Source organism: Bacillus cereus group sp. BfR-BA-01382, from assembly GCF_022663475.1.
Taxonomy (GTDB): domain Bacteria; phylum Bacillota; class Bacilli; order Bacillales; family Bacillaceae_G; genus Bacillus_A; species Bacillus_A thuringiensis_S.
This window is the reverse complement of record NZ_JAKUFQ010000087.1, coordinates 1-23,811: the sequence shown is the minus strand read 5'-3', so window position 1 is coordinate 23,811 and position 23,811 is coordinate 1. Positions and strand designations below refer to the sequence as shown.

Sequence of the window (23,811 nt, the reverse complement as noted above, 5' to 3'; positions counted from 1 at the left end):
TACTATAGAACATTGGACACAAGCATCAACTGTATATACTGGATTCAGTAAGATAGATACGAAGTTAACGGGCTTTATGACAGCTTCCAAAGCTGAAATCATTTTAATTGGAAAAAAATTAGCGCAAGAAGCAAATTGGTTGCAGGAGCTTGATTCTTCTTACCGTGACCCTTACGCTACCATTAATGCTAAAGTAGTACTTGTAGATGGACCTGCAGAACAAATTTTTACAATTCATAAGCCTAGTAAACCATCACTTTCATCTTATATAAATGGTGTAATCGAATCGTCAATTCAAAATAACCAATCCGTCTCTTCTACAATTCAACAATTAATGAGAGAACAAAATGAAGAAGGAATGACGCAAACTGTTCCAATTATCAAAAAAACAAAGAATGAAATCGATACAGTAGGAATTGCATTTTTAAATCGAAAAGGGAAATATTTAACTCATATCCCTAAAAAAGATGTTAAATTTTTCAATCTTATAAATAAGCAAAAAAGTAGCGGGCGAATGATACTACACCTTGCGCTTCCTCCTAAAAAGTCCAACAAAAAAACAAACACTTCCATATTCGTACAGAACGCGACAAGGAAGGTAGTTGTTAATTTTCAAAACGGAAAGTTTGTATTTAATCTCGATATTTACGCTAATGTAGCTTTAATAGAAAAAACCAATCCGAATTCAATTAAAGGGCACTATGATAATAAAAAAAATATAAATAATTTAAAAAATGCTATTCAAAAAGAAATTAATAATAATTTACAAAATATGTTATATGAAATACAACAGAATAAAATTGATCCAATCGGATTATCCCAATATGCTAGAGCATTTCAATATAAAGAGTGGAAAAAAGTAAAAGGAAATTGGTTGCAAGCGTTAGCAGAGGCTAAAATAAATGTAAAGACACACGTCAAAATAAAAGATACTGGAACCATTAGAAATTAGACTAGTCTATTCTTCTGCTTAAAATTATTTCTAAGTGGAATTTTCCATCTTCTATAATTATTATGTAAAAGATAATAACTCAAAGAAAAATCTACTGGTTAAATGCTAACCAATAGATTTTTCTTTTTTATCTAAGGATTCTTTTAAAGGCACAACAATTTTACTGTAGTAATCAAGAACTGGTTTCTAATTTAAGTTACTGGAGAGTATAATCCCTACCAGCTTTCATCCCAATAGCAACTCAATGATATAACATTAAAGATATAATCCCTTAACTTAGGGATTTTGACTTTTCAAATTTATACCAATGTCTTAGCTCTATGTACTTTGATATATATGTCCACATCAATATGTTATTGCATCATATACTGAATAGATAATTTAAATTACTTTTAAAAAGGATGATGAGGATGAACCTAGATGATATACAAAAATCCTATGGCGTAATTGTAAGTTTAGGAGGCTTGTGTCAAGTCACTAACCAAATCAAAAGGCACCATTTAAGAACATTTTCTGGACCTTTAGATTGGTTTTATTATCCATCACTTTCAGATGTAAACAGATTACTTCAAAATCGATTTGAAAAATTTATGAAGTTGGAAAATATGGTCATAGAAGGTTCAGAAAGTTACGGTCTTATTGAATCAGAATTTGATAATCAAACTAAATGGGCAGAACGAATTACCTATTGTATAAAGGACACTTATTATAATTGTTTTTCAATGCATGACTTTCCTATTGACTCAGAAAAGGATTGGAAATCAACCTATCCTTCTTTTAAAGCTAAATTAGACACTAGAATTAATCGATTCCTTGAAAAAATAAATAGTAGTGAATCAATTTTATTCATTAGGATTTGGGGAAATCGAGATGAAGCGGTTGAATTAAAAAACGTATTATCCGAAATTACAAATAAAGATTTTAATATTCTTATTGTCAATTTTAAGGAGGATATATCTAATATCGTTGAACAAAATTGGGGAATATCGAGGGTTTGTTCAATTGAACTCCCACGTTATCAGGATAGATGGGAAGGTGATGATTCCGATTGGAATTATATTTTAAATAAAATAACATTAACTTAATACTTTTCTTCTTACTTTTAACATGATTTTTCCAGTACATTAAAATAGGTGTAGAGAAATAAAATTCCCATCTAATTGATACACACTTAATTAATAAACCGTTCATATAATAACTCATAAGTCCTTCTTTATTGAATAAATGGTTCTTTACAAAATTGATTCCATCACTAGAGCACCTTTATACGGTGCTCTTTTTTAAATTTGTAAAATCTACAATGTAATATTTGTTCACTCTTCCTTTAAATAGTTAATTTCCTTCTTAGATTTTTCATTATAAGCTTCTTTAATTCCCTTGATTCCCCTCCCCTTCTTTTATCTTACAAACAAGTAATTTCTTTCATTAGTATTAAATAAAATAAAGCATTGATTTTAGAATAACCTAATTTACATAAGATTGAGAATAAACTACAGTGTGTATTCTTCACGTTTAATCAGCATTTGAATTATAAATCTAACATATATTTTTTAGTTGATTGTCATTATGGTACAACCGTGTATACATTTATCAAACAAACTACATAGTTTAAATTAGTAAAATATATAGAGAGGAAGGAAAGAAATTTATGAAAGTCATAATTTTGTGTGGCGGAAAAGGGCTTCGGATGCAAGGAATTTTAGAGGACATTCCCAAACCATTAGTTCGAGTTCAAGGAAAGCCTCTCCTCTTGCATATAATGAATTGGTATAGAAAATATGGACATTCTGATTTCATTTTGCCCCTAGGATATAAAGGTGAGAAAATTAAAGAATATTTTATGGACTTTAGCTGGAAAGAGAATGACTTTAGTTTGAATTTTAAAACCAATCAATATACGCTACTTCAGGAATTAGAAAATTGGAATATACACTTTATAAATACAGGAATTGATACAATGACCGGGGCAAGGCTAAAAAAACTTGAACCCTTTGTACAGGATGAAACCTTTTTATTAACTTATGGCGATGGATTAGCAAATATAGATATTGATCAACTAATAGCATTCCATAAAGAAAAAGGAAAAATTGCTACATTAACTGGAATTAAAAAAAATAGTCAATATGGCCTATTGACGGTCGAAAATGGAATTGCTATTGATTTTAAAGAAAAACCATTACTTGATGAAGTAATTAATGGCGGTTTTTTTGTATTTAACAAAGAAATATTCGATTATTTAGGTGATAGTGATGATTGTGTTCTAGAAGAAGATCCTCTTCGCAATTTAATAAAAGACAATGAGCTCGCAGTCTATGAACACAATGACTTTTGGGCTAGTGTCGATACACCTAAAGATTTAAAAACTGTAGATGAAAGTTGGAATCCTAATAAATTTTAGTGGAGAGGACTGAATAAACATTGAACTCTAATGATAAAAAAATAAGTTTACCTCGATTGTATATCCCCTCTAATGAGAAAATAGTTAACCCGCTTTCAACAGGAATTAAAGCTTCAAATCTCTCCAAAAAAAATACTCAAAAAAGAATGAATCCCCAATTCTATAATCAACAACATGATCTAAATAATCATTTCTGTGTCATTGTAGGTAATGAATATGTCTTGAAAATCATTGCTTTACAGCAATCATTAATGCAGTACTCAGAAAAATTCACATTGTGGATTTGTTGTATAGACCCTTTTGCATATTCACTATTAAAAGAAATGAATTTAATTAATGTAAACCTTTTACAAGTTGAAGAATTAGAAGATAGTGAACTAAAAGCAATTAAAAGAAAAAGAAAAGTAAATGAATATTGTTGGACTTTAAAATCTGTCTTGATAGAATATTTATTGGTCAATTATGATTTACCATCTATTCTATATTGTGATGGTGATTTATGCTTTTTCTCTGATCCTAATATTATTTTTGAGGAATGGGGTGAATACTCTATTTTCCTTACCCCCCAAAGAGATCGTGATTGGGTAGAAAAAATGTATGGAAAATATCAGGCTGGGCTAATTGGATTTAAGAATGATCTCTATGGACTAAAAAGTGTAAGATGGTGGAAAAATAAATGTCTAGATTGGTGCAGTGCCGAGGCTGAGGAGGGGAAATTTGGAGACCAAAAGTATTTAGATTATATCCCTATATATTTTCCAAAAGTAAAAATTTCAAATAACTTAGGTATAAATGCTGCGCCTTGGAACTGTATATATAATAACGATTATAAAATTGACAAGACTAAAAACGATGTATTTATTGAAAACGACAAACTAGTTGTTTACCATTTTGCATGTATTACTATCTTTAATGAAAATGATTTTGATCTTTGGTCTTTAGGAGCAATTTCAATACCCAATAATATATTAAACCATATTTACACTCCGTATTTAGAGAGAATTCAATTTGTTTTAAATCAATTAAAAAATAAATTCAATAAAGATACTAAACAATTTTTAAGTAAAAAAGATATAAATAAAGCTCAAACCTTATATAAAGATTCACAATTAAGAAGAAAAATGAATCAATCCAATCATTTTATGAACTTTTCCATGATTATAAGTAAAGAACGATTAATTCAAGGATTGACCTCTTATTATTCCTTAGAAAATTTCAACGCTAAATTTACTGTATGGATTTGTTGTATGGATGATTTAACTTATCAAATATTAGAGACATTAAAATTAAAGCACGCCATACTAATTCCAGTAAAAGATATTGAAAATCATGAACTCCTCAGTATAAAAAATGATAGAAGTTTACAAGAATATTGTTGGACATTAAAAGCGCCCCTATGTCTACATGTCCTTAGTCTTTATCCGGAAGTTGATCACATTATATATTGTGATGCTGATATGTATTTCTTTACAGCACCTAATACCATTCTTGATGAATGGTGGAAATACTCTGTATTCCTTTGCCCTCAAAGAAGCTCTACTGAAATTGAAAACATACACGGTATATATCAAGCTGGTTTAGTAGGCTTCAAAAACGATCAAAATAGCAAAGAAATTTTAACATGGTGGAAAGATAAATGCCTAGAATATTGCAATAATCATTATGATGTTGAAATGAATAGATGGGGTGACCAAAAATATTTAAATCACATTCCTAACATCTTTTCTAATATAAAAATCATGACTCATAAAGGTATTGATGCAGCACCTTGGAATGTCATTTTAAATAGCAGTTCTATATCAAAAACAGATAAAAAAGTTTTTATTGATCAAGATGAATTAATAGCTTTTCATTTTGGAAGTATGCAAATTATTAATCCAAATGAGTTCGATTTATGGAAACAAGAAACTTTAGAATTACCTCCAGAAGTTTTAGATTATATATACATTCCTTATATTGAACAATTGAACAAGACATGTCATACCCTTCATAATACTTTTCAAAAATCCCCCTCCTCTTTATTTGCTGACCAAATTGATACAACGACAATAAAAAATTATTTTAAATACTCCTCCCCTCATTACAATTAAGACTGATACTCTCCTTATTTAAAAATAAATCTTAATAAAGGATAGATTTTCACTATGATTACTTCATTTAAAAATAAAACTTTCCTTATTACTGGTGGATACGGTTTTATTGGTTCTCACTTGGCACGAAGACTTTTAAATTTACAAGCACGAATTGTTCTTTTCATAAGAACACCATCAAATTTTTGGAGACTAAAGGATATTATAAAAAATATTGAAACCTATGAAATAGATATACGAGATAGAAAACAAGTACAGGATGCAATAAAGAAAGTTAATCCGGATTATATCTTTCACCTGGCAGCCTATGGTGTAAATTCTGCCCATACAGATTACATGCATGCTATAGAAACAAATATTATAGGGACATGTAACATTATTCAAGCAGCAAAATTGGTGAATTGTAAAAAAATTATCAATTTTGGGAGTAGTTCTGAATACGGTAACAAGATGGAACCTATTCATGAAAATATGTTACTAACTCCTGTGGATATCTACGGAAGTACCAAAGCTGCTGCTACTATACTCGCCCATCAAATTGCTAGCGAAAACAGCATTAATCTTATAACATTAAGACCTTTTGGCATATTCGGAGAAAGCGAGGAGCCACATAAAATTTTTAGCTATATAATCTTGCAAGTATTACAAAACAAAGATGTAAATTTAACTTTCTGTAATCAATTAAGAGATTATTGTTATATAGAAAATATAATAGATGCCTGTATCCTAGCAGTAGAGAATACTACTGTACAAAATGAAATCTTTAATATTGGGAGTGGCACTATTTACCCCTTGAAACATTATGTAGAATTATTATTCAAACATTTGAAAACCAATTCCAGACCAAATTACGGTGCAATTCCATCTAGAACGAATGAAAGATGGGTTCCTGAAGCAGATGTGCAAAAAATAAAAAACTCTCTTTCCTGGGAACCTAGAATTAATATTGAAGAAGGAATTATAAAAACTGTTAATTGGTATAAAAATAATAAACATTTATACCTAATCCCCTAAAAATAGGGTACTAAAGGAGGTGGACTAATTGTTAAATCAAAACTTTAATAATGCTTTTTACGGAAAGACAATTTTAATTACTGGACATACTGGTTTTAAAGGTTCTTGGTTATCCCTATGGTTGAATGAATTAGGTGCTACTGTAATCGGATATTCATTGGATCCTAAAAATAAAAATGATAACTTTAACATTACTAACCTTCAAAACAATATAATTGATATTCGTGGAGACATTAGGGATTTTAATAAATTAAATAAGGTTTTTACAGATTATAAACCTGAAATTGTATTCCATTTAGCTGCCCAACCTCTAGTTAAGTATTCATATGAATATCCTAGAGAAACATACGAGGTAAACGTTGTAGGAACTATGAATGTACTAGAGGCAATTCGATTACATGAATCAGCTAAAATAGGAATTATGGTGACAAGTGACAAGTGCTATGAAAATAAAGAATGGCCTTGGGGTTATCGTGAAATTGATCCTATGGGTGGCCATGACATATATAGCTCAAGCAAAGGATGCTGCGAACTTTTAATTTCTTCCTATCGAAATTCTTACTTTTCAGAAGAAAACTTTTCTCACCACAAGAAAATAATTGCAAGCGTTCGAGCTGGTAATGTAATTGGTGGTGGTGATTGGTCAATAGATAGAATTATTCCTGATTGTATACGAGCATTAGAATCAAACAAAAAGATTATTATTAGAAACCCTACTGCTATTAGACCCTGGCAACATGTACTAGAACCCTTAAGCGGGTATTTACTCCTTACAGAAAAAATTATAAATAATGGTATCCTTTATTCAGGAGCATGGAACTTCGGGCCATCCTTAAGCAATATTGTTCCAGTAGAAAAATTAGTGACAAGTTTACTAGATATTTGGGGCTGTGGGGATTGGACTGCAGAAAATATAGGCGCAATAAATTTTCATGAAGCAAATTTACTAAATCTTGACATTAGCAAAGCAAAATTCAATCTTGATTGGCAACCAAAATGGTCCCTACAACAGACTTTAGAAAATACAATAGAATGGTATAAACATTATAATTCTTACACCAGTTCTGAGATGATAAATCTATGTATTAGCCAAATCAAACAATATTGCATGCTTTGAACTACTCCCACTTACTCATACTTGCTGTGAGTTCCTTATGGAGGGAGTCTTCTTGGTTAAAATAATAAAAGACACATTAATTTTATAGTCTAAATTATAAACCTACTATACCTAAAATGATGTGATTGTCCATTAACAAAGATTTTATTTCTTCGATTATTTCAAATCAACTATTGACATTATACTGAAGAATAAAGGAATCACATATTTTTCTAGTGATTCCCTTGTTATGAGAAAATACTGTCTTGCTTTAACGACAATACAGTATATGCGATTATTAATTTATTTGTTCTAGTTATGAAAAAATCTATTCCTGTCAAAAGAGCTTTCTTCAAAGAAAAACTTCCTATTTTCTTCTACTTACCCTACCCGAAAAGTAACTAAGTTGAAAATTCCAATAATTATATCTACTATTATAGAATTATACTGAGCTTTAACAATTTTATAATTATCCCCTTCTTGTAGCTATTCCACTAAAGTTCATGCTTATGATTCTCTTATTTATTATCACCAATGTCGATGAATTCATGCATTGCTTATTCTATACACAAATTGCTTTTTGAATTATCTTTTCAGAATAAGTAAAGAAGGCTTTCTCTTTTATGCACTTCTCCCCTACCAGTCTTTAATTTTCCTTTAATCAACATTTAGAACAAATCTTCAAATATAATAGTACATCTTCTATAAAACAAAACCATAAGTAAGATAATTTCACTATTACAAATAATGAGATAGTCTGTTTCACCTTTTTACATTATCCAAAAAAGAACTTGTAGAAATTCTTACAAGTTCTTCTTTTGTTTTCTTTATTCTTTTCTTATTTACATACGCAAGATTTATACATTTGGTGGTGATACATACTATATGTATCCGATAAAATAATTTAAAAATTAATACGTAATTGATCCGTTTTAAGAAAAGAAAATTTCATAAATCTTCAATCACAGTTTCTAAGTTCACCTGATAGAACGTATAAAGACTCATATTATCTTTTGATAATTTTCGGATGTTTTATTATGAGTATATTCGACATAAATTGATTATTTTTTCTGAATTTTCTTGAAAAATATTGTAATATCACTCCATTTTTTCTTCTATTTTGTTATGATGTTTATAATTAAATTGGATTAGGATTTTTTTAGAAAATGGGGGCGTATATTATGAGTGTTTCAGTAAAGGGAAATGAGCAATTAACCTCTCTATTGAACGACTGGTATCGAGCAATGCTATCTCAACAAGTTATAAAAGCTACTAATCTAAAAAAGAAAATTGATGAAAAAATTAATAAGTTAAGCATTGAACCGGATCAAGAACATCAGGATCAAAATTTGTTACTATACTATTCACTACTTGAATTTCGTTACAAGGTCTTAACAGATAGCCTTGGTATTCAACAAAATAGTTTTGATACTATTAGCGATTATGATATGCCTACAGATCAATTTCTACGATTCTATTATCACTTTTTCAAATCCATTCATTCCACTTTTATATCAAATTATACTGAGGCAGAGGAACATTATAAACTAGCAGAAAAAATATTGGTAGCTATACCAGATGAAATTGAACATGCTGAATTTTACTATAGAATTGCTACTTTCTATCACCATACCTATAACAATCTCGCTTCTATCGAATACGCAAATAAATCGAGAGCAATCTTTTCAAAGTATGAAGGTTATGAAGTAAAAACAGCCTTTTGTAATAGTTTGCTAGGTGGTTGCTGCATCTATTTAAAACAGTACGAACAAGCAGAAGAATATCTACATTGTGCAATTGATTTACTACAAAAAAATAGGGAAGAAGATTCCTTGTTATATGTAAAAAATACTATGGGGTGGCTGTATTCTGATCAAAGTATGTCTACTTTAGCTATTCGTCACCTTTCAGAAGTAACAGAGAAAATCCCTACACACTTCAAGGCCATCTTCCTACAAGCTAAGGAACATTATAAATTAGGAGAACAATCAACGGCCAGCCAACTCATTGATAAGGGATTACAGATTTGCAGAAAAATTCATAACGAAGAATACACACACCACTTCTCTATTTTAAAAAGATTAAACGAAAATATTCCATTGGAAGAATTAGAAAAAATCATTCAAGAAGGAATCTTATACTTTAAGGAAGAAGAATTATGGGAATATGTTGTCGAATACGCTGAATTATTTGCCACAAAATGTAGACAATTAGAGAACCACCAAAAGGTAAGTGACTATTTCCATATTTGTTATCAAGCAAGACAAAAATCAATTGCAAAAGGAGTGTTAAAATAATGAAAAAAATTAGCTTATTATTATCAGGCATTGCTTTTATTGGGGTATTAACGGTGGGAAATTTTCAGTTTTCTAAAACAGATCAGCTTGCTACTCATGGGCATTATCCTGCTCCTTCATATAGTGTTGGCGATTATGGTGGTGCACCACCACAAATTTAATGTAAATGTATTTAAAAACCCTCCAAATGGAGGGTTTTTAAATGGCTTTTCTGCCTGTTCAATACGCATAGAGAGTATATATTATACTTATTTACTTTGCATTTCCACTCTGTAACAAGATTCTAGCATTCTCTCCTAGAATCTCAACTTAAATCTTAAATCCACCAATTAACTCTTGAAGTTCTTCTGCCATCTGTGCTAATTGTATTGCTGAAGAATTTATCTCTTCCATAGAAGCATGTTGTTCCTCAGATGAACCAGCAATCGTTTGCATACTTGAAGAATTCTCTTTTACAGCCATAGCTATTTGATCAATCGATGTATCGACTTTCATTGCATCAGTAGTCATTGTATTAGATAGTTCCACCATACCATGCACTTTTGACACAATATCATTTGCAGATTTTGAAATCTCATAAAAACTTTGCTTTGTATCGTTCGCAACTTTAATTCCCGACTGTACCTCTACTCCCACTTCATTCATAGCTTTTACAGTCTCATGTACGTCTGCTTGTATTTCCTTAATTAAGCTTCCAATTTCCATCGAAGATTCGGATGATTGCTCTGCTAGCTTCCTAACTTCATCCGCAACAATTGCAAACCCTCGACCCTGTTCTCCTGCTCTAGCTGCTTCAATTGCTGCATTCAATGCTAATAAATTTGTTTGTTCCGCAATATTTTGAATCGCTTCTAATATACTTCCAATTTGTTGCGATTTCTTATCTAATAATTTTATTACATTATCGGATTGAGAAACAGAGTGATGGATAGACTGCATTTGTGCTACAGTTTGTTCTACTAATTGTTCACCTTCATTGGCTTTTTGTTTTGTGTATATGGATGAAGCCGATACTTCAGATGCATTCTCAGCTACATATTGAATATTTCGTGTTACCTCACCAATTAATTCAGCTCCAGACTCAACTTCATTATTTTGAACTTCTGCACTGTTCGAGATTTCTTCCATCTCTTTTGTAATTTGTTCTGTCGCAACACTTGCTTGCTCTACACTAGCAGTTAGTTCCTCAGAAGACGCAGCTACATGTCCTGCAGATGTGTTAATTTGAGAAATAATATTACGTAACGACTCTGCCATTGTATTGAAACTACCACCTAATTGACCAAGTTCATCCTTTGAACGAATATCTATTTTCTCGGTTAAATCTCCTTGACTAATTCTTTGAGCTGAAATGACTAATTGTCTTAGTGGAGTAATTATAGATCTGAGTATGAATAGAATTACAATTCCACCTAACAATAATGAAGCCCCTATTATAGTGAACGTTTTATAAAAAATAGGATTAGTAGCTTCTTCAATTTCTTTCGTAGGCATTACGCCAGCTATTTTCCAACCTGTTTTTTTATTTGTCTTAAAGCTTATGTTTCGATCTTCGCCATTGAGGCTATAAGTAATTACTCCATCTTCTGTCTTGTACAATTCATCCGCTAAAGTTTTCTCTAATTTCTCTCCAGGCTTTAGTGATGGATGAACAACTATAGTTTTATCTTGACTAACTATAGATACAAATCCTTGCTTTCCAATTTTTATCATTTTGGATGTTTTTACGATATCTGTAATATTCAAATCTACGCCAATGACACCACTTTTATCTGCATTTTGCTTTGCAATTGCAATTACCATATTTCCTGTAGACTTTGATTTATAGGGAGATGAAACAATAATCTCTCCATTTGCTTTTACTGCATCCTTATACCAACTACTTTCTAACGGATTAAACCCTTCTGGTATTTTGCCAACAGGTGCATGAATAAATTGATTGTTACTGGATGCCGTATAAATCGTTTCTATCTCTGGATGTAACTGTATATATTGATCAAATTTACTCTGTACATTTTGCGATTGTTCAGGATTATAATCCCCTTGTGTGAGTACCTTTGCAAAATGAGTGACATCTGTATGCTTATTTTCTAATTCATCATCAACAATCTTGTCTAAAATACTTATATTATCTTTTGCTGATTGTAGAATTGTTTCATTAAGATCTGTTTTTGCTTTATTATAAGATGATACTCCTACGATAAGGCTTGGTATAATTAATATTGCTATAAATGCCATAGACAACTTCGTTTTAAGCTTTATTTGTCCCAATCTTTCTTTTATATTAAACACTAGATACTTCTCCTTTTCATTTTTACTACTTATATAGTTCATTTAAATTTTATCCTATATTTTTCCATATTCATTTATGGTACCATTCGAAATGAAATCACAATTACATCCTATCATCCGCACTTTACCATTTAGCGATTTAAATTTCACAGGCAGAGTTTTATCTGTCCTCCTTTCGAATATGTTTTTTTCTAGATTCAGCAATTATTAGACTACGAATTATTCCAAATAAATTGGATACAACATATACTTCATTTTAAAAATAATTATTGGATTTGTTTGGATAAAAATCTAGTTTAGCGCTAATCCAATCAGATGAAATCCTTACCATAATAAATTAACTAAAACATAAATTCTAAATAGCTGAATAAAATAAATTAGAGAATTACATTGTAACACGTATATACAAGTTTGTAATATTAAAATTTAAAACTTTACTATATTTCATATGCAATATTACATGTGAAAAGCCCTATTTTTTTTGTTATACTATGCATGTGGATTTTTCATTCAAAAATCTACCCAAACGCATATTTATGTATATGCCACCCTAATTGATGAAAGTGAGAAGAATGTTTATCATTTTTCTCACTTTTTTATATTTTAACTGTTTGGTTGTACAAAAATCTTTAGACATTTTATATTTAAATCTTAATAATCTACACCTGTGAATAGTATTATAAAAATAAACTTACAAAGAGAATTAAACTTCTAAATTTAATCTTTGGAATCATTTATTTTCTAAAAAACAATCCCACATCTTTATCAACTCATTTTAGAATATTCAAACAATAATTTTATATACATTACCTGCATAAATTATTCTTTTTCTTTTATATAAGACTTACTTTTTTACTTCTGATAAATTATTAAACATTGGATTATTATACACGTCCCCAAAAACATGAGGTATTTTGTAGAATTTTGTCTATCAATATGTATGTACACCCTTTTGTAGTGGATATAGACTGTGAGGTGTAAGGAGATACCTTACAAAATAATAAAAAGGAGATTATAGAATGAGTAGATTAACAAAATTCTCAAAGTTAGTATTTGCAACTTTAATCGCGGGAAGTAGTTTAAGCACAATTGTTTCGTCACACAGTGTACAAGCTGACACCTTAGATCCTAATTACCAAGACACTGTAAAATTTATATCACCTTCTAGTGCTAGGCCAACATTGGAACAAAAAAACACTATTGTTCCAGATGCAAAAGTTGTTAAAAACCATTATGTAAAGTACTCTAAAGCACATTTCCAAACTAAAGAAAGTATACCAAAAGAGATTTATTATTCTTCAGAAGGCTTTAAGGGCTATATACAGGCAAGTACTGTTTGGGATATGGGAGATCATTTCGCAACACTATATTCCGGAACCGTTATTCGATGTTAGACTTTTAATCCATTCTCTCCTAATGCTTAAAATGATCACTAGCTCACTGCCAATACTGTAATATCTATTGTTCAAAAAATAAACCACAAAATCCTTCGATTTCATGGTTTATCAAATATAAAGATAATGCTAAACGAATACTCTAACATTACCTTCCCCAAAGTTAATTATAGAGTATTTTCAAAAAAAAGACACTCTTGTAGTGTCTTTTTTTTATTATTTAAAAAATTACACCTACTAACATCTTATTGTTGAGACTATTCATTTATTTCAATATGATACTTTTTCATCTCGTATATGCAATAGACAATGATAGCTAAACTCCAGCTGACACCATAATAATCATGTGTGTAGAAGTCATATCCCGCCTTAATACCTTTCTCTATTACAACAAATGTAAATCCTAAAGCCACCCATCTGTTAATTTTCATCTTAATAAACGTTAAAGAGATAATTATTAAAAATAAAATATTTGTAAGATGATTTATCATTAGCTCATATTTTTGAATGTATACTGCCATCATACAAGCAACGATATTAGTCGCAATGCCAAAGGCAATCATCGCCCCCCAAACCCTGTCCGAAAGTCCCATTCCTGAGTCAGTCCCTTCCTAAACAAAAATCCTTTTATTTAATTCGTTCCTTCACCCTATTCAAGGTATGCTAAATTATCCTTGTCTGATGAATATCTATTTATCTTTTCATATAGAGCAAACAAAATCTTCACTCATAATTTTTTCTTTATTAGGAAAACTATGTATAAGCCGTTTGAACTAGCGGCTTCACTCTTCTGGTAATGGGGTAGCAATTTATTGAATTGACTAACTCATTCAACCCACTAGCACCGGCAGGCAACAAAATAGTTGTCTGCCATTTTCATGTATACTTTTTCTAACTTTATTACAAACCAAGTGTGTGTTGTACTAATTTCAAAAAGGACAGAATGTCATTTTTGAAATTGTAAAAAATAAGGTCCTGTCTACTTTTGGTATAGGACTTTTTCTTTTCACATATACTATTTTTGAACCTGTTTACCAATACGTGTCCTATTGGTATCTTGAATTCCTCCTAAAAAGGGCTGCAGATACAAATGCATGCCCTTTTATTTACATTGCTACTCTATATTCGATAAAATAATTAAAAACTCAAATATAATATTACATATTTTTCTATTTAGAATTATATTAAGATTTACTTCATAGTCGAATTATGGTTTCGTGTATAATTCAGCAATATGTAAACTGTTTACCTAAAGAAAAGGCACCCAAAAGTGCCTTTTCTTCTTTTAATCTAAAAAACATTTTTCCTTTTCAGTAAGATCCAATTATCCCTCTAATCTAAACCTCATATTTAATCACGGTACTCAAGAGTTTCCATCTATTTCAATATGCCTTATAGTTTAATTTCAAATCAAATTTCCAGCAATATATTTGCTTTCTTACAGATTGCTGTCTTTTTCTTAATTCTGTCAAAATCCTCATGTAGCTATACAAAGAATATATGCTATTATGATTTTGAGAAACTATGCGTTCCCTTAACCCTGTATTTGACCCTGTATTCATTACAGGGTCTTTGTTTATTTTATTTACTTTTAGTTAATACACACCCAATTTCAGTTAAAATTGTTTAAATGTTAATTAATTTTTAAAATAATATATCTATAAGCTCTTTTAGTAAATAAAATATAATATTAGACATATATAACCAACTTGTGGCCATTATTAGTTTTCTAAATATGCACTTCATTAACACTATACAAATAGTGCTAACTATCTTAATTGAATATTAGTAATAGTAAGTATAAACATTATCAATTTACTATATATTACATTTATGTAAAAATAGATGTATGTTAAGCTTATTCAAAATCTTTCCCCTAATAAAGATTTGAAGTAGCATTTCATGATTCTCCTTACTGTTAATATGCCTTGAAAAAGAACCCTATAGGGTTCTTTTTCTTTTCATTATAACCTCAGTAAGTGCTTATTTAACATGCAAAAAGGCCCGCTAATTATTTGCAGCCCTTTTACACGTTAATATACACTTGTATTACATACTTAACAATTTATTGTATTAGGTATTTATACAAACTAAACATGCTATTATCATTTAGATATATAACACTTCAAAGTTTAGAAGTATACAATAACAAATCTTTCCCAGCTTCCAGCTACATAACTAGTAGCTGTTAATTCTCTACCACCATTTGCTGATATATATCTACCATTACTTAGTGCTTGTAATACATATATCCTATTGTCTCCACCATTATATAAGATAAACTTTTCCCATGCACCAATTGATGTACGATCTGCTACTACTCTACCATTTGGCTCAAACGAAACATACTTCCCATTACTTTTAGCTTTTAAAGCGTACGTATATAATTCCCCAGTCGAAATTAATTCAAATTTCTCCCATTCATTAACTGTATTACGATTTGCTATTATATTTCCCGAAGGCTCAGCCGAAACATATTGTAAATTTGCTGCCTGTATAGCAACTGTCCAACTTCCATTAAATAAATTCACGCCTTTTAGTGAACCTGCTTTTGATAGATTGGCTGCCGATACATCATTCGATGGTGTAATCATCACTATCATTAAAACCATCGACAACACCATTAAAACTAACCTTTTTGAGATTGTATTACCACTTGCACGTGTTATGAACCTTTTCATTCCCATTCCTCCCTTAATATACATAGAACTCATATATATCATACCAAATATGTAAAATTTTGTAACACTTGAGAGGATTTATCAACAAATACCTTACTATTCTGTTTCTTTTTTCTCAAATCTATAGCAATTAAACATGTATCAATTCTCAAGCACATTTTTTAAATTATTTTCCCCCTGATAAAAAAACGTAGAATTTTTTGGAAACGAAAGTATATACAAAAGAGAGAGTATTTTCATTTCACCTTTCTTTAAATAAAAGCCAAATAGCCGTTCATAATGAACGACTATTTGCATCCAACTAATACTTAGAATGTTTTTCATGTTAATCTATTTTGTTTAATCCCGTTGAAGTAACTTGATAGGTTCTTTTTTTGCCCATATATTCTTGTTTATTATTCTCAAGATTAATAAGTGTAGCGCGTGTTTTTTCCTTTACTGCTTCCCCTTCTATATGGGTAAACTCAATGTAATCTCCCACTTTTACGGGCACGGTTTGGCTTTCAGCAGTTTGTTGTCTATTCCCTACTATTTCCTTATTGTACACAACACCACCATTTGAATTCTTTACTGTAATACTTGCATACGTATTATTAAAGTAAGAATGTGGTACGCCTGCTTCTAAATTCACCTGCATTTTCTCTGTTGTCCTATTATAATCTACTTTTGCGATTTCTCTATCACTATATCCTTTTAAAGACCACCCAAAATGATTTCCATCTAAAACCGTTGTTTCTGGCATTTTTTCTACTTTCTTCAAGCCTTCTTTTGTAACTTCGTACATGCCTTTTTTTCCAAAACTTTCTTGTTTACTGTTACCTACATTTATTAAAGTAGCTCTATGCACACCTTCTAGATGTGTCAGCTCAACATAATCCCCTATTTTAACTGGAACTTTTTGCGATTCAGCATTTTGTTGTTTGTTCCCATAAATATCTTTATTGTATACTACTTTTCCTGATGCATTTTGTACTTTAATACTCGCATATGTTTCATTAAAATAATGATGTGGTACGCCTGCTTTTAAATCAATTTGCATCTCTTCTGTCGACTTATTAAAATTGACTTTTGCAAACTCGAAATCACTAATTCCTTTTAGTGACCATGCAAACTGGTTTCCTTCTAAAATATCATTTTCATTAGGCATATCTGGTTTAATTGGATTAGAATCCGTACTCTTCCAAATCTCTGCTGTTAAAATTGGATATCCTAATGCAGCTACTTTTTGAATAGTATCGTTATTTGGACGTAATCCCCACTTCTCAAAGAAAGGAATCAAATTTTGTTTGGCTACTTTTGATGCTGAAATCATAAATAATTGTTTTTTATTTTCATCAGTTTGTGGAAGTTCACTTGAAGGCATGTCTCTATACAATTGATGCAATTTAGGATAGAAATCCTCTCCATATGCTAGCTGTAGTTGCCAAAGCATAACAAGCTTAACAAAAACATCACTAACTTCGTCATAATTTTTATTAGGTTGTTCTAAGTATTGAAATGCCTTAGTATAAGCACCCTCTTGTTGCAATCTAAAAGGTTGATTAGATGTAAATGCTTTTTCTACAGAAAGGCTGTATATATTATTTTGTACTTCTGTCATATTATAAAATTTCCAAGGTGATTGCTGTCTCAAATGCCCTGCCTCATGCCATGGACCCCAACCATCTTTTATAAATTTATTAATATCTAATACATATTGAATTGCATCTCCTACATATGCAGTTCGATAAGAAGTCGCATACATATAATAATCGGGAGAATGATTTTCTTCTACGTAATGAACATAATGTTTATCTACTTGTTCTTCAGATAATCCAGCTACTTTGTCTTGAATTCGAGTAGCTTCATCCATCTTTTTTAAGAGTTGTACAGGATCTGTATTAGAACCCAACAAATATTTCTTAATACGTGCAGGACTGGCCGTAATTAATACACGTTCTCCTTTTAACTCCACTGCATGTGCATTTGGATATTGGTCCAGCATGTTAATTAAATCTTGTTTCGTATGCTTTCCTAGTTCAAAGAAAGGCGTAGTCGTTCCGCCTGTTGTAATTGTTGTTCGAATGGTACCACCTTGTTGTTTATTATAAAAATAAATCATCCCCCCATTTGGAGATTGGATTGTGTTTATACCTGGTTTTAATGTAAATGATTTTATCTTAGAATCTTCTCTCCAAGAAGCATCATATGAATACGTTCCAATATATACCTGAATATCTTGATTACCTTCTACATTAATCGTTATTTGTTCATTTGGTTTTGCATATAAACCAGTTGGTTCATATGGACTAAATGCCATACTTTTTCTTTCCTGTTGTTTTATTAGCTCAACATCCCCTTTTCCTGGGACTGTAAATGTTCTATTTTCTGATTTAACTGATTTTTCACTTTGCAGTGATGTCGATAAATTTTTTTGCTGCTCCTTTTGCTCCGCAAAGACATCTGATGAAGAAATCATTCCAGTCGCAAGCATAGTTACTGTAGCAGTAGCTGCAAGTATTTTTCTAGTTTTATATTTTGAATTATTCCCCATATTATCTCCTTCATTTTTCCTTAGTACTCTTAAGGATTTTTTGTTTTCTTCTTCATGTTTTTACAATCTAAACTATTCATACTATTTAAGTTGTATCTATTACTCTATATTTTTTCATAAACATCTCCTTTTCTTTATTTATTATTGTATATAAATGTTATTTGATGACACATTAAATAACAACTTTACGATAAACTCATCGATAACAGCTTATTATGTTTTGATTCTGTATTCTAAACTTCCATCCGATTGGAGAAATATATCCAATTGGAGAAATCAGTAAATAATTTTCAACATTTAAGGGTTGGAATCTCACAAAAAATTCATAAAAATTTTTCAGTTTAAAGGTCAATTCAATTGCAACTATATTTGTTTAAACTTCCACCTTTTTTGAAAAAAAGCATCTAATTCTACTTGAATTAGATGCTTACATTTAGTCCTTAGGAAAAATATTCTAAACTATTTATGTGGTTGTAAATCTTTTTTTATTACTTCCCAGAGTGAATTATCTTGAGGCACCGGTTTACCCTCTTCATCCCATTTTATTTTTCCTGTTCCCAATTCATAATTCATCCCTGTCCATGTGTCTTCACGGAATGCATAGAATGATTTATGCCAACCTTTTTGGTTGAAGATAGAAATAAGATCTTGCATGTATTGGGTAGCTCCCGGAACAGTACGGTTAATTCCAAACTCCTCTGCAATAATTCGATTAGATGATACATGATTTTTCTTAGACCATTGTTGGATTGGCTTCAAAAATTTCTCTAATCCCTGCTTATTCCACATTACAGGTTTCTCTAAGTCTCCTACTTTTACTAATCCTGGATATTGATATTCTTTATTTTTCTTTTCACCTTGACTCGTTAATTCATATGGTTCATACATATGAAATGCGTAAAGCGTTTTTTTATCCTTTACTGGTTTTAAATATTTAAAAGCCCATGGAGTAGCATATAAACCTGAATCTAAAATAATTGGTGTTTCTTGGTCTACTTCACGAATGGAATTGATTACTTTTTGATACAATCTGTTTAAATCCGCTGTCGTTCCCTTCACTTTTGCATACCATTTCTCGTAATCTTCTGTCCAAAAATCATTATATCTATTATTTTTAGCTGTTTCTGGATGTGGTTCATTTATAATATTATAACCCACCACCGCAGGATAATCTTTTAATTCCAGAGCAAGGTCCTTCCAAAATTGACTTGCTTGTTCTTGATACCTCTCTTCTTCCCATATTCTGTCGTCATTCTTGTTATTATTAAATTGGCGCCATCGATCACCAGGTAAAGATAACATTGTAAGAACAACTTTCATTCCTTGTGATTGTGCGGCATCTAAATCCGCCTTTAATTTTTCTAAATCCTCCTTTACTAATCCCTGATAGTTATCTGCATTACCTATCAGAAAATCCTTTCCAGAAGTATCTGGTTTATCCTCAAATAGAAAATCTTTATCTTTTGCCCATTTATCAGGTGCTAAACGTACATATTCAATATTAGCTTCTTTTGCACTTTTATAGTTTTCAGGTAATGACGTACTATTCATGAAATTAGTACCCTTTCTTTTCGAATCCCAAAAACTAATTTTCGAATCGCCCTTGTGGTATGTATCAGCTCTTACATTCATTTCCTGTACTCCAAAACTCATCATGCCTAATAACGCAACAATTGGCAAAATTTTTTTCACAACTTTTCCTTCTTTCTCTTTATATTTAACACACATAACATACCTTTGTTTTGTTACAGGAATATGGCAAATTTCCATAAAAGCCTTTTTAGTTTATAAGATCGCAGCGTATTCATAAAAATGAATGAGATAATTAGAACATTGCTTCATTTTCAAAGAAACAAAAAAGGAATCCTTTACGGATTCCTTTTTGCAATTCACTCTTTTTCAAATGGTACATTTTGCACCTACTTTTAGTATACCTTATAATTCCCATAAAATAAATAAGATTAACTGAAATTCACTTCAAATTGTGATAGAAAACATAATTAAGAAGCGCAGATAACTAAATATTATCCCTTTTATTAAATAAAAAAGATTAAATAATTCCCCCTCCAAACTAGGACCCCTTTACACTTTTTACAAATATTGCTATAATTAGATAAACCAAAGCATTACCCCATTAACAAAGGGACTCCATAATTGGAGTCCCTTTGTTAATTAGCTATTAAAAATGATAGCATGTGATTATTGTATAATTTCTTCCTTTTTTAGATCTGCATATTCTTCTACGAAATCCCATAAACCTTGCTTTTCGAAGTAAGAAATACTTTTTTCACTTCTTCTAAGAGTTTAATTGCTTCATCTTCATTAAGAGAACGTAAAATATTGAAATGATATACATACTCTTCATTTCCTAATTCCATACAAACTGCTAATCCTTTTTCAAATTGCTTTAAGAATATACAAGCTGGCTCTAATTCTTTTTCACAAGAAGCAACTTTCACCTCATATCCCATTAACCCAAAATACAAGGAATATAGATACTTATTTTACTTTCAAAGGCTGAAACCTTGCTGCATAACTCCTGAAAATAAAGTGAAAAGAGGTTCCAATCCATATGGATAGAACCTCTTTTCACTTTATTTCATACATATACTGATTTTTCATTTATTCATTTTGTATTGTACTTAAAAAAACAATAAATTCATCATCATTTACAGGTTTACTGTAGTAATAGCCCTGAATTAGATAACATGCATTACGTTGTAACACTGTTAATTGTTCTTTCGTTTCTACCCCTTCTGCTATGACTTTCATGTTTAAAGTATGAGCAAGTGAAATAATGGTCTGTATAATTTCACCTCCATCAGTAGAAGTTCCAATCCTATTAACAAATTCTCTTGGAATTTTCAAAGTATCAATTGGATAAAGAGGTAAATACGCTAATGAAGAATAACCTGTACCAAAATCATCAATTGATAAATGTACACCAAATGATTTTAATGCTTTTAACTTTGATAAAGTTTCTTTTTCATCTACCATGGCGATTCGCTCTGTTAATTCCAAATTAATCGAATTAGCAGGTACTCCTATCTCTTCTATGGTATATATAATGGTTTGAACAAAATCTTTCTGTTCAAACTCTATAGCTGATAAATTTATCCCCATCTTTAGATTTGAAAAGCCCGCAGAATGCCATTCTTTCAGTTGTCGACACGCTTTCTGTAACGTCCACTTTCCAATTGAAATAATCTGCGCCGTTTCTTCTGCGATAGGTATAAACTCAAACGGAGAAATCAGCCCAAGTTCTGGATGTTGCCAACGTATTAAAGCCTCTGCACCAATAACCTTACCTTCCTTACTGTCAATTTGTGGTTGATACAATAAAAACAACTCATTATTTTCAATTGCATTTGGTAAATCCTGTTCTAATCGTAATCGACGGGTTACTTTTTGAGATAATGTCTCGTCATACATACAAACAGCATTGTTACCTTTTTCCTTTGCGCTATACATAGCGATATCAGCGTGTTGTAAAAGTGTAGTAGTATTTATTCCTCCAAATGGATACACTGCTATTCCTATACTAAGAGATAAGTAAAAACTATGCTGATTTACTACGAATGGTTCTTCAGTTATAAGAAATAGAGTTTTACACAAATTCAATAGCTGTTGCTCTGTTTGGTTATGGACAATGATTGCAAACTCATCACCACCTATTCTTGCTAGAGGAATTGTCGGTGAAAGACATGTCCTAAAACGTTTGGCAACTTCTTTTAAAACCCTGTCACCAATGGAATGGCCCAGTGTATCATTAATAGTCTTAAAGCGGTTTAAATCAATATACAGGAGCCCAAATTTATCCTGTGTTTTTTGCACACGCTTAATGGATCTATCTAATTCTTGTTGGAAGAATATACGATTTCCAATCTCCGTCACCGTATCATGGAATGCAAGGTAGTTTATCTCATCCTGTTGTTGTTTCATCCTCGTTATGTCTTTTACCATTACATAACTCCCAAAAGTTTGACCTTCTATCATAATAGGAACTATAGTGACATACCAAAACAGCATGTCCTTCTCATTGTTATTTTTCACACGCAACTGTAGTGAAGATGAACTACATCGTCTCCCTTTCTTTATAGCCGCTTCCAATTCAGATTTATCTTCATCTAAAAAAATAGAGAAGCACTCTTTCCCTATTAATACAGCACTGTCTTTTCCTAATAACATACTTCCAGCCTGGTTTATATTTAATACGATACCAGTTGAATCAATCGTTAAAATAGGATCCGGATGATACTCATATAATGACTTAAATCTTTCTTGATTTTTTACCAAATCATTAGATTTGTTTATTAAATCCCTTGTTCTTTGAGATACTGTTTGTTCTAATTGATTATTAAACACTTTTAATGTTTCAGTTAAATCTTTGTTTTGCATTCGTACGATTGTATGACGAATCAGTACAAATACAAAAGCAATACAATTTCCCGTAATCAATGTAGCTGAAGACGTTTGCTCTTTCAAAGTAAAGCCAATTAAGACTGCAACTGCAAGATAAGGGAATATGCCAAGAAGTTTCTCTCCAAATGTCGGATTAATAATAAAATAATTTCTTTTAGAAGAAGCATCCTTTGGAATTGTAGCAGCAATAGCAATAAATAATAGGAAAACTCTATACAAACACCTTAAAAATATAACTGAACGCTCTGACAAATCACCTTGTAAGTAAAAATACAAATAGTCCGTAATAGCTAATCCAGTTAATACTAGGATAAAAATATACAATTTGCTTTTTGCATTGAAAATAGCAGGTCGAAAGATTAGTGTAACTCCAAGTAATAGAAGTAATAAATCTATAATCGGAAAAATAAATGAGAGAAAAACATCTCCAATTGATAAGAATAAGATATTTGCAGAAGGTTTATTAAATAAATACCACTCTAATGTAAAAATAGCAGTAACAACAATGCATAAATCACAAAGCAAATATGCTTTCTCCCATTTATTACATTCCATCATGATTTTATAAAAGAACGCAAAGAGAAAGAAGAATAAGAAAAGCAACAAAAATACATCAGAGATATTAAAATTTTTTATTGGTAA

At 30.8% G+C, this 23,811-nt stretch carries 16 protein-coding genes; 9 read left to right on the top strand and 7 right to left on the bottom strand.

All coding sequences use genetic code 11. The features are described from left to right. From MR160_RS25620 to MR160_RS25585, 8 genes are all read left to right on the top strand, one after another. Positions 1-952, top strand: a 952-nt coding sequence (locus MR160_RS25620; RefSeq protein WP_242298351.1) for a Ger(x)C family spore germination protein, incomplete at its 5' end; no start/stop codon positions are given. A gap of 410 nt (positions 953-1,362) precedes the next feature. Continuing rightward, positions 1,363-2,037 carry a papain-like cysteine peptidase gene (locus MR160_RS25615; protein WP_001046794.1) on the top strand — a complete coding sequence of 225 codons (675 nt, stop codon included), beginning with the start codon at positions 1,363-1,365 and terminating at the stop codon, positions 2,035-2,037. Between the two features lie 563 nt (positions 2,038-2,600). Then, positions 2,601-3,350: a sugar phosphate nucleotidyltransferase gene (locus MR160_RS25610; RefSeq protein WP_000864426.1), complete on the top strand. Its 750-nt coding sequence runs from the start codon at positions 2,601-2,603 to the stop codon at positions 3,348-3,350. Between the two features lie 20 nt (positions 3,351-3,370). Beyond that, positions 3,371-5,440: a glycosyl transferase gene (locus MR160_RS25605; RefSeq protein ID WP_242298349.1), complete on the top strand. Its 2,070-nt coding sequence runs from the start codon at positions 3,371-3,373 to the stop codon at positions 5,438-5,440. A 54-nt stretch (positions 5,441-5,494) separates the two neighbouring features. Continuing rightward, positions 5,495-6,454, top strand: coding sequence for an NAD-dependent epimerase/dehydratase family protein (locus MR160_RS25600; RefSeq protein ID WP_000633065.1), 960 nt, complete (start codon positions 5,495-5,497; stop codon positions 6,452-6,454). 28 nt (positions 6,455-6,482) lie between these two features. Then, positions 6,483-7,571 (top strand): CDP-glucose 4,6-dehydratase, encoded by a 1,089-nt coding sequence (gene rfbG, locus MR160_RS25595; RefSeq protein ID WP_000934343.1) that lies wholly within the window; start codon positions 6,483-6,485, stop codon positions 7,569-7,571. Positions 7,572-8,731: 1,160 nt separating this feature from the next. Continuing rightward, positions 8,732-9,847: a Rap family tetratricopeptide repeat protein gene (locus tag MR160_RS25590; protein ID WP_000116956.1), complete on the top strand. Its 1,116-nt coding sequence runs from the start codon at positions 8,732-8,734 to the stop codon at positions 9,845-9,847. Continuing rightward, positions 9,847-10,008, top strand: coding sequence for a hypothetical protein (locus MR160_RS25585; RefSeq protein WP_000724114.1), 162 nt, complete (start codon positions 9,847-9,849; stop codon positions 10,006-10,008). The genes MR160_RS25590 and MR160_RS25585 overlap by 1 nt, the downstream gene beginning before the upstream one ends. Before the next feature lie 148 nt (positions 10,009-10,156). On the opposite strand, the gene MR160_RS25580 is transcribed toward MR160_RS25585, so the two are convergent. Beyond that, positions 10,157-12,139 (bottom strand): methyl-accepting chemotaxis protein, encoded by a 1,983-nt coding sequence (locus MR160_RS25580; protein WP_000481863.1) that lies wholly within the window; start codon positions 12,137-12,139, stop codon positions 10,157-10,159. A 1,019-nt stretch (positions 12,140-13,158) separates the two neighbouring features. Between MR160_RS25580 and MR160_RS25575 the strand changes: the two genes are divergently transcribed. Beyond that, positions 13,159-13,533 carry a hypothetical protein gene (locus tag MR160_RS25575; RefSeq protein WP_000088964.1) on the top strand — a complete coding sequence of 125 codons (375 nt, stop codon included), beginning with the start codon at positions 13,159-13,161 and terminating at the stop codon, positions 13,531-13,533. Positions 13,534-13,790: 257 nt separating this feature from the next. On the opposite strand, the gene MR160_RS25570 is transcribed toward MR160_RS25575, so the two are convergent. The 6 genes from MR160_RS25570 to MR160_RS25545 all read right to left on the bottom strand — a co-directional run. Then, positions 13,791-14,126 (bottom strand): hypothetical protein, encoded by a 336-nt coding sequence (locus tag MR160_RS25570; RefSeq protein WP_000524430.1) that lies wholly within the window; start codon positions 14,124-14,126, stop codon positions 13,791-13,793. Between the two features lie 1,539 nt (positions 14,127-15,665). After that, a complete protein-coding gene (locus tag MR160_RS25565) occupies positions 15,666-16,214 on the bottom strand; it encodes a fascin domain-containing protein (RefSeq protein ID WP_242298347.1) in 549 nt (182 codons plus the stop codon). A 325-nt stretch (positions 16,215-16,539) separates the two neighbouring features. Continuing rightward, positions 16,540-18,747 carry a M60 family metallopeptidase gene (locus tag MR160_RS25560; RefSeq protein WP_000527921.1) on the bottom strand — a complete coding sequence of 736 codons (2,208 nt, stop codon included), beginning with the start codon at positions 18,745-18,747 and terminating at the stop codon, positions 16,540-16,542. A 459-nt stretch (positions 18,748-19,206) separates the two neighbouring features. Beyond that, positions 19,207-20,475, bottom strand: a complete 1,269-nt coding sequence (locus MR160_RS25555; protein WP_025989072.1) for a glycoside hydrolase family 5 protein — start codon at positions 20,473-20,475, stop codon at positions 19,207-19,209. Positions 20,476-20,987: 512 nt separating this feature from the next. Further along, entirely contained in the window at positions 20,988-21,218 is a 231-nt protein-coding gene (locus MR160_RS25550; RefSeq protein ID WP_002162674.1) for a hypothetical protein, read from the bottom strand. Between the two features lie 151 nt (positions 21,219-21,369). Next, positions 21,370-23,811: sensor domain-containing protein (locus MR160_RS25545; RefSeq protein ID WP_242298344.1), on the bottom strand; the 2,442-nt coding region annotated here is incomplete at its 5' end.

What these genes read in the sequence shown, in the direction of transcription:
- MR160_RS25550 (WP_002162674.1), bottom strand. Translation starts at nt 21,218, where the DNA reads ATGGGATATGAGGTGAAAGTTGCTTCTTGTGAAAAAGAATTAGAGCCA.
- MR160_RS25590 (WP_000116956.1), top strand. Translation starts at nt 8,732, where the DNA reads ATGAGTGTTTCAGTAAAGGGAAATGAGCAATTAACCTCTCTATTGAAC.
- MR160_RS25575 (WP_000088964.1), top strand. Translation starts at nt 13,159, where the DNA reads ATGAGTAGATTAACAAAATTCTCAAAGTTAGTATTTGCAACTTTAATC.
- MR160_RS25610 (WP_000864426.1), top strand. Translation starts at nt 2,601, where the DNA reads ATGAAAGTCATAATTTTGTGTGGCGGAAAAGGGCTTCGGATGCAAGGA.
- MR160_RS25570 (WP_000524430.1), bottom strand. Translation starts at nt 14,126, where the DNA reads ATGGGACTTTCGGACAGGGTTTGGGGGGCGATGATTGCCTTTGGCATT.
- MR160_RS25555 (WP_025989072.1), bottom strand. Translation starts at nt 20,475, where the DNA reads ATGTGTGTTAAATATAAAGAGAAAGAAGGAAAAGTTGTGAAAAAAATT.
- MR160_RS25600 (WP_000633065.1), top strand. Translation starts at nt 5,495, where the DNA reads ATGATTACTTCATTTAAAAATAAAACTTTCCTTATTACTGGTGGATAC.
- MR160_RS25560 (WP_000527921.1), bottom strand. Translation starts at nt 18,747, where the DNA reads ATGGGGAATAATTCAAAATATAAAACTAGAAAAATACTTGCAGCTACT.
- MR160_RS25615 (WP_001046794.1), top strand. Translation starts at nt 1,363, where the DNA reads ATGAACCTAGATGATATACAAAAATCCTATGGCGTAATTGTAAGTTTA.
- MR160_RS25585 (WP_000724114.1), top strand. Translation starts at nt 9,847, where the DNA reads ATGAAAAAAATTAGCTTATTATTATCAGGCATTGCTTTTATTGGGGTA.
- MR160_RS25565 (WP_242298347.1), bottom strand. Translation starts at nt 16,214, where the DNA reads ATGAAAAGGTTCATAACACGTGCAAGTGGTAATACAATCTCAAAAAGG.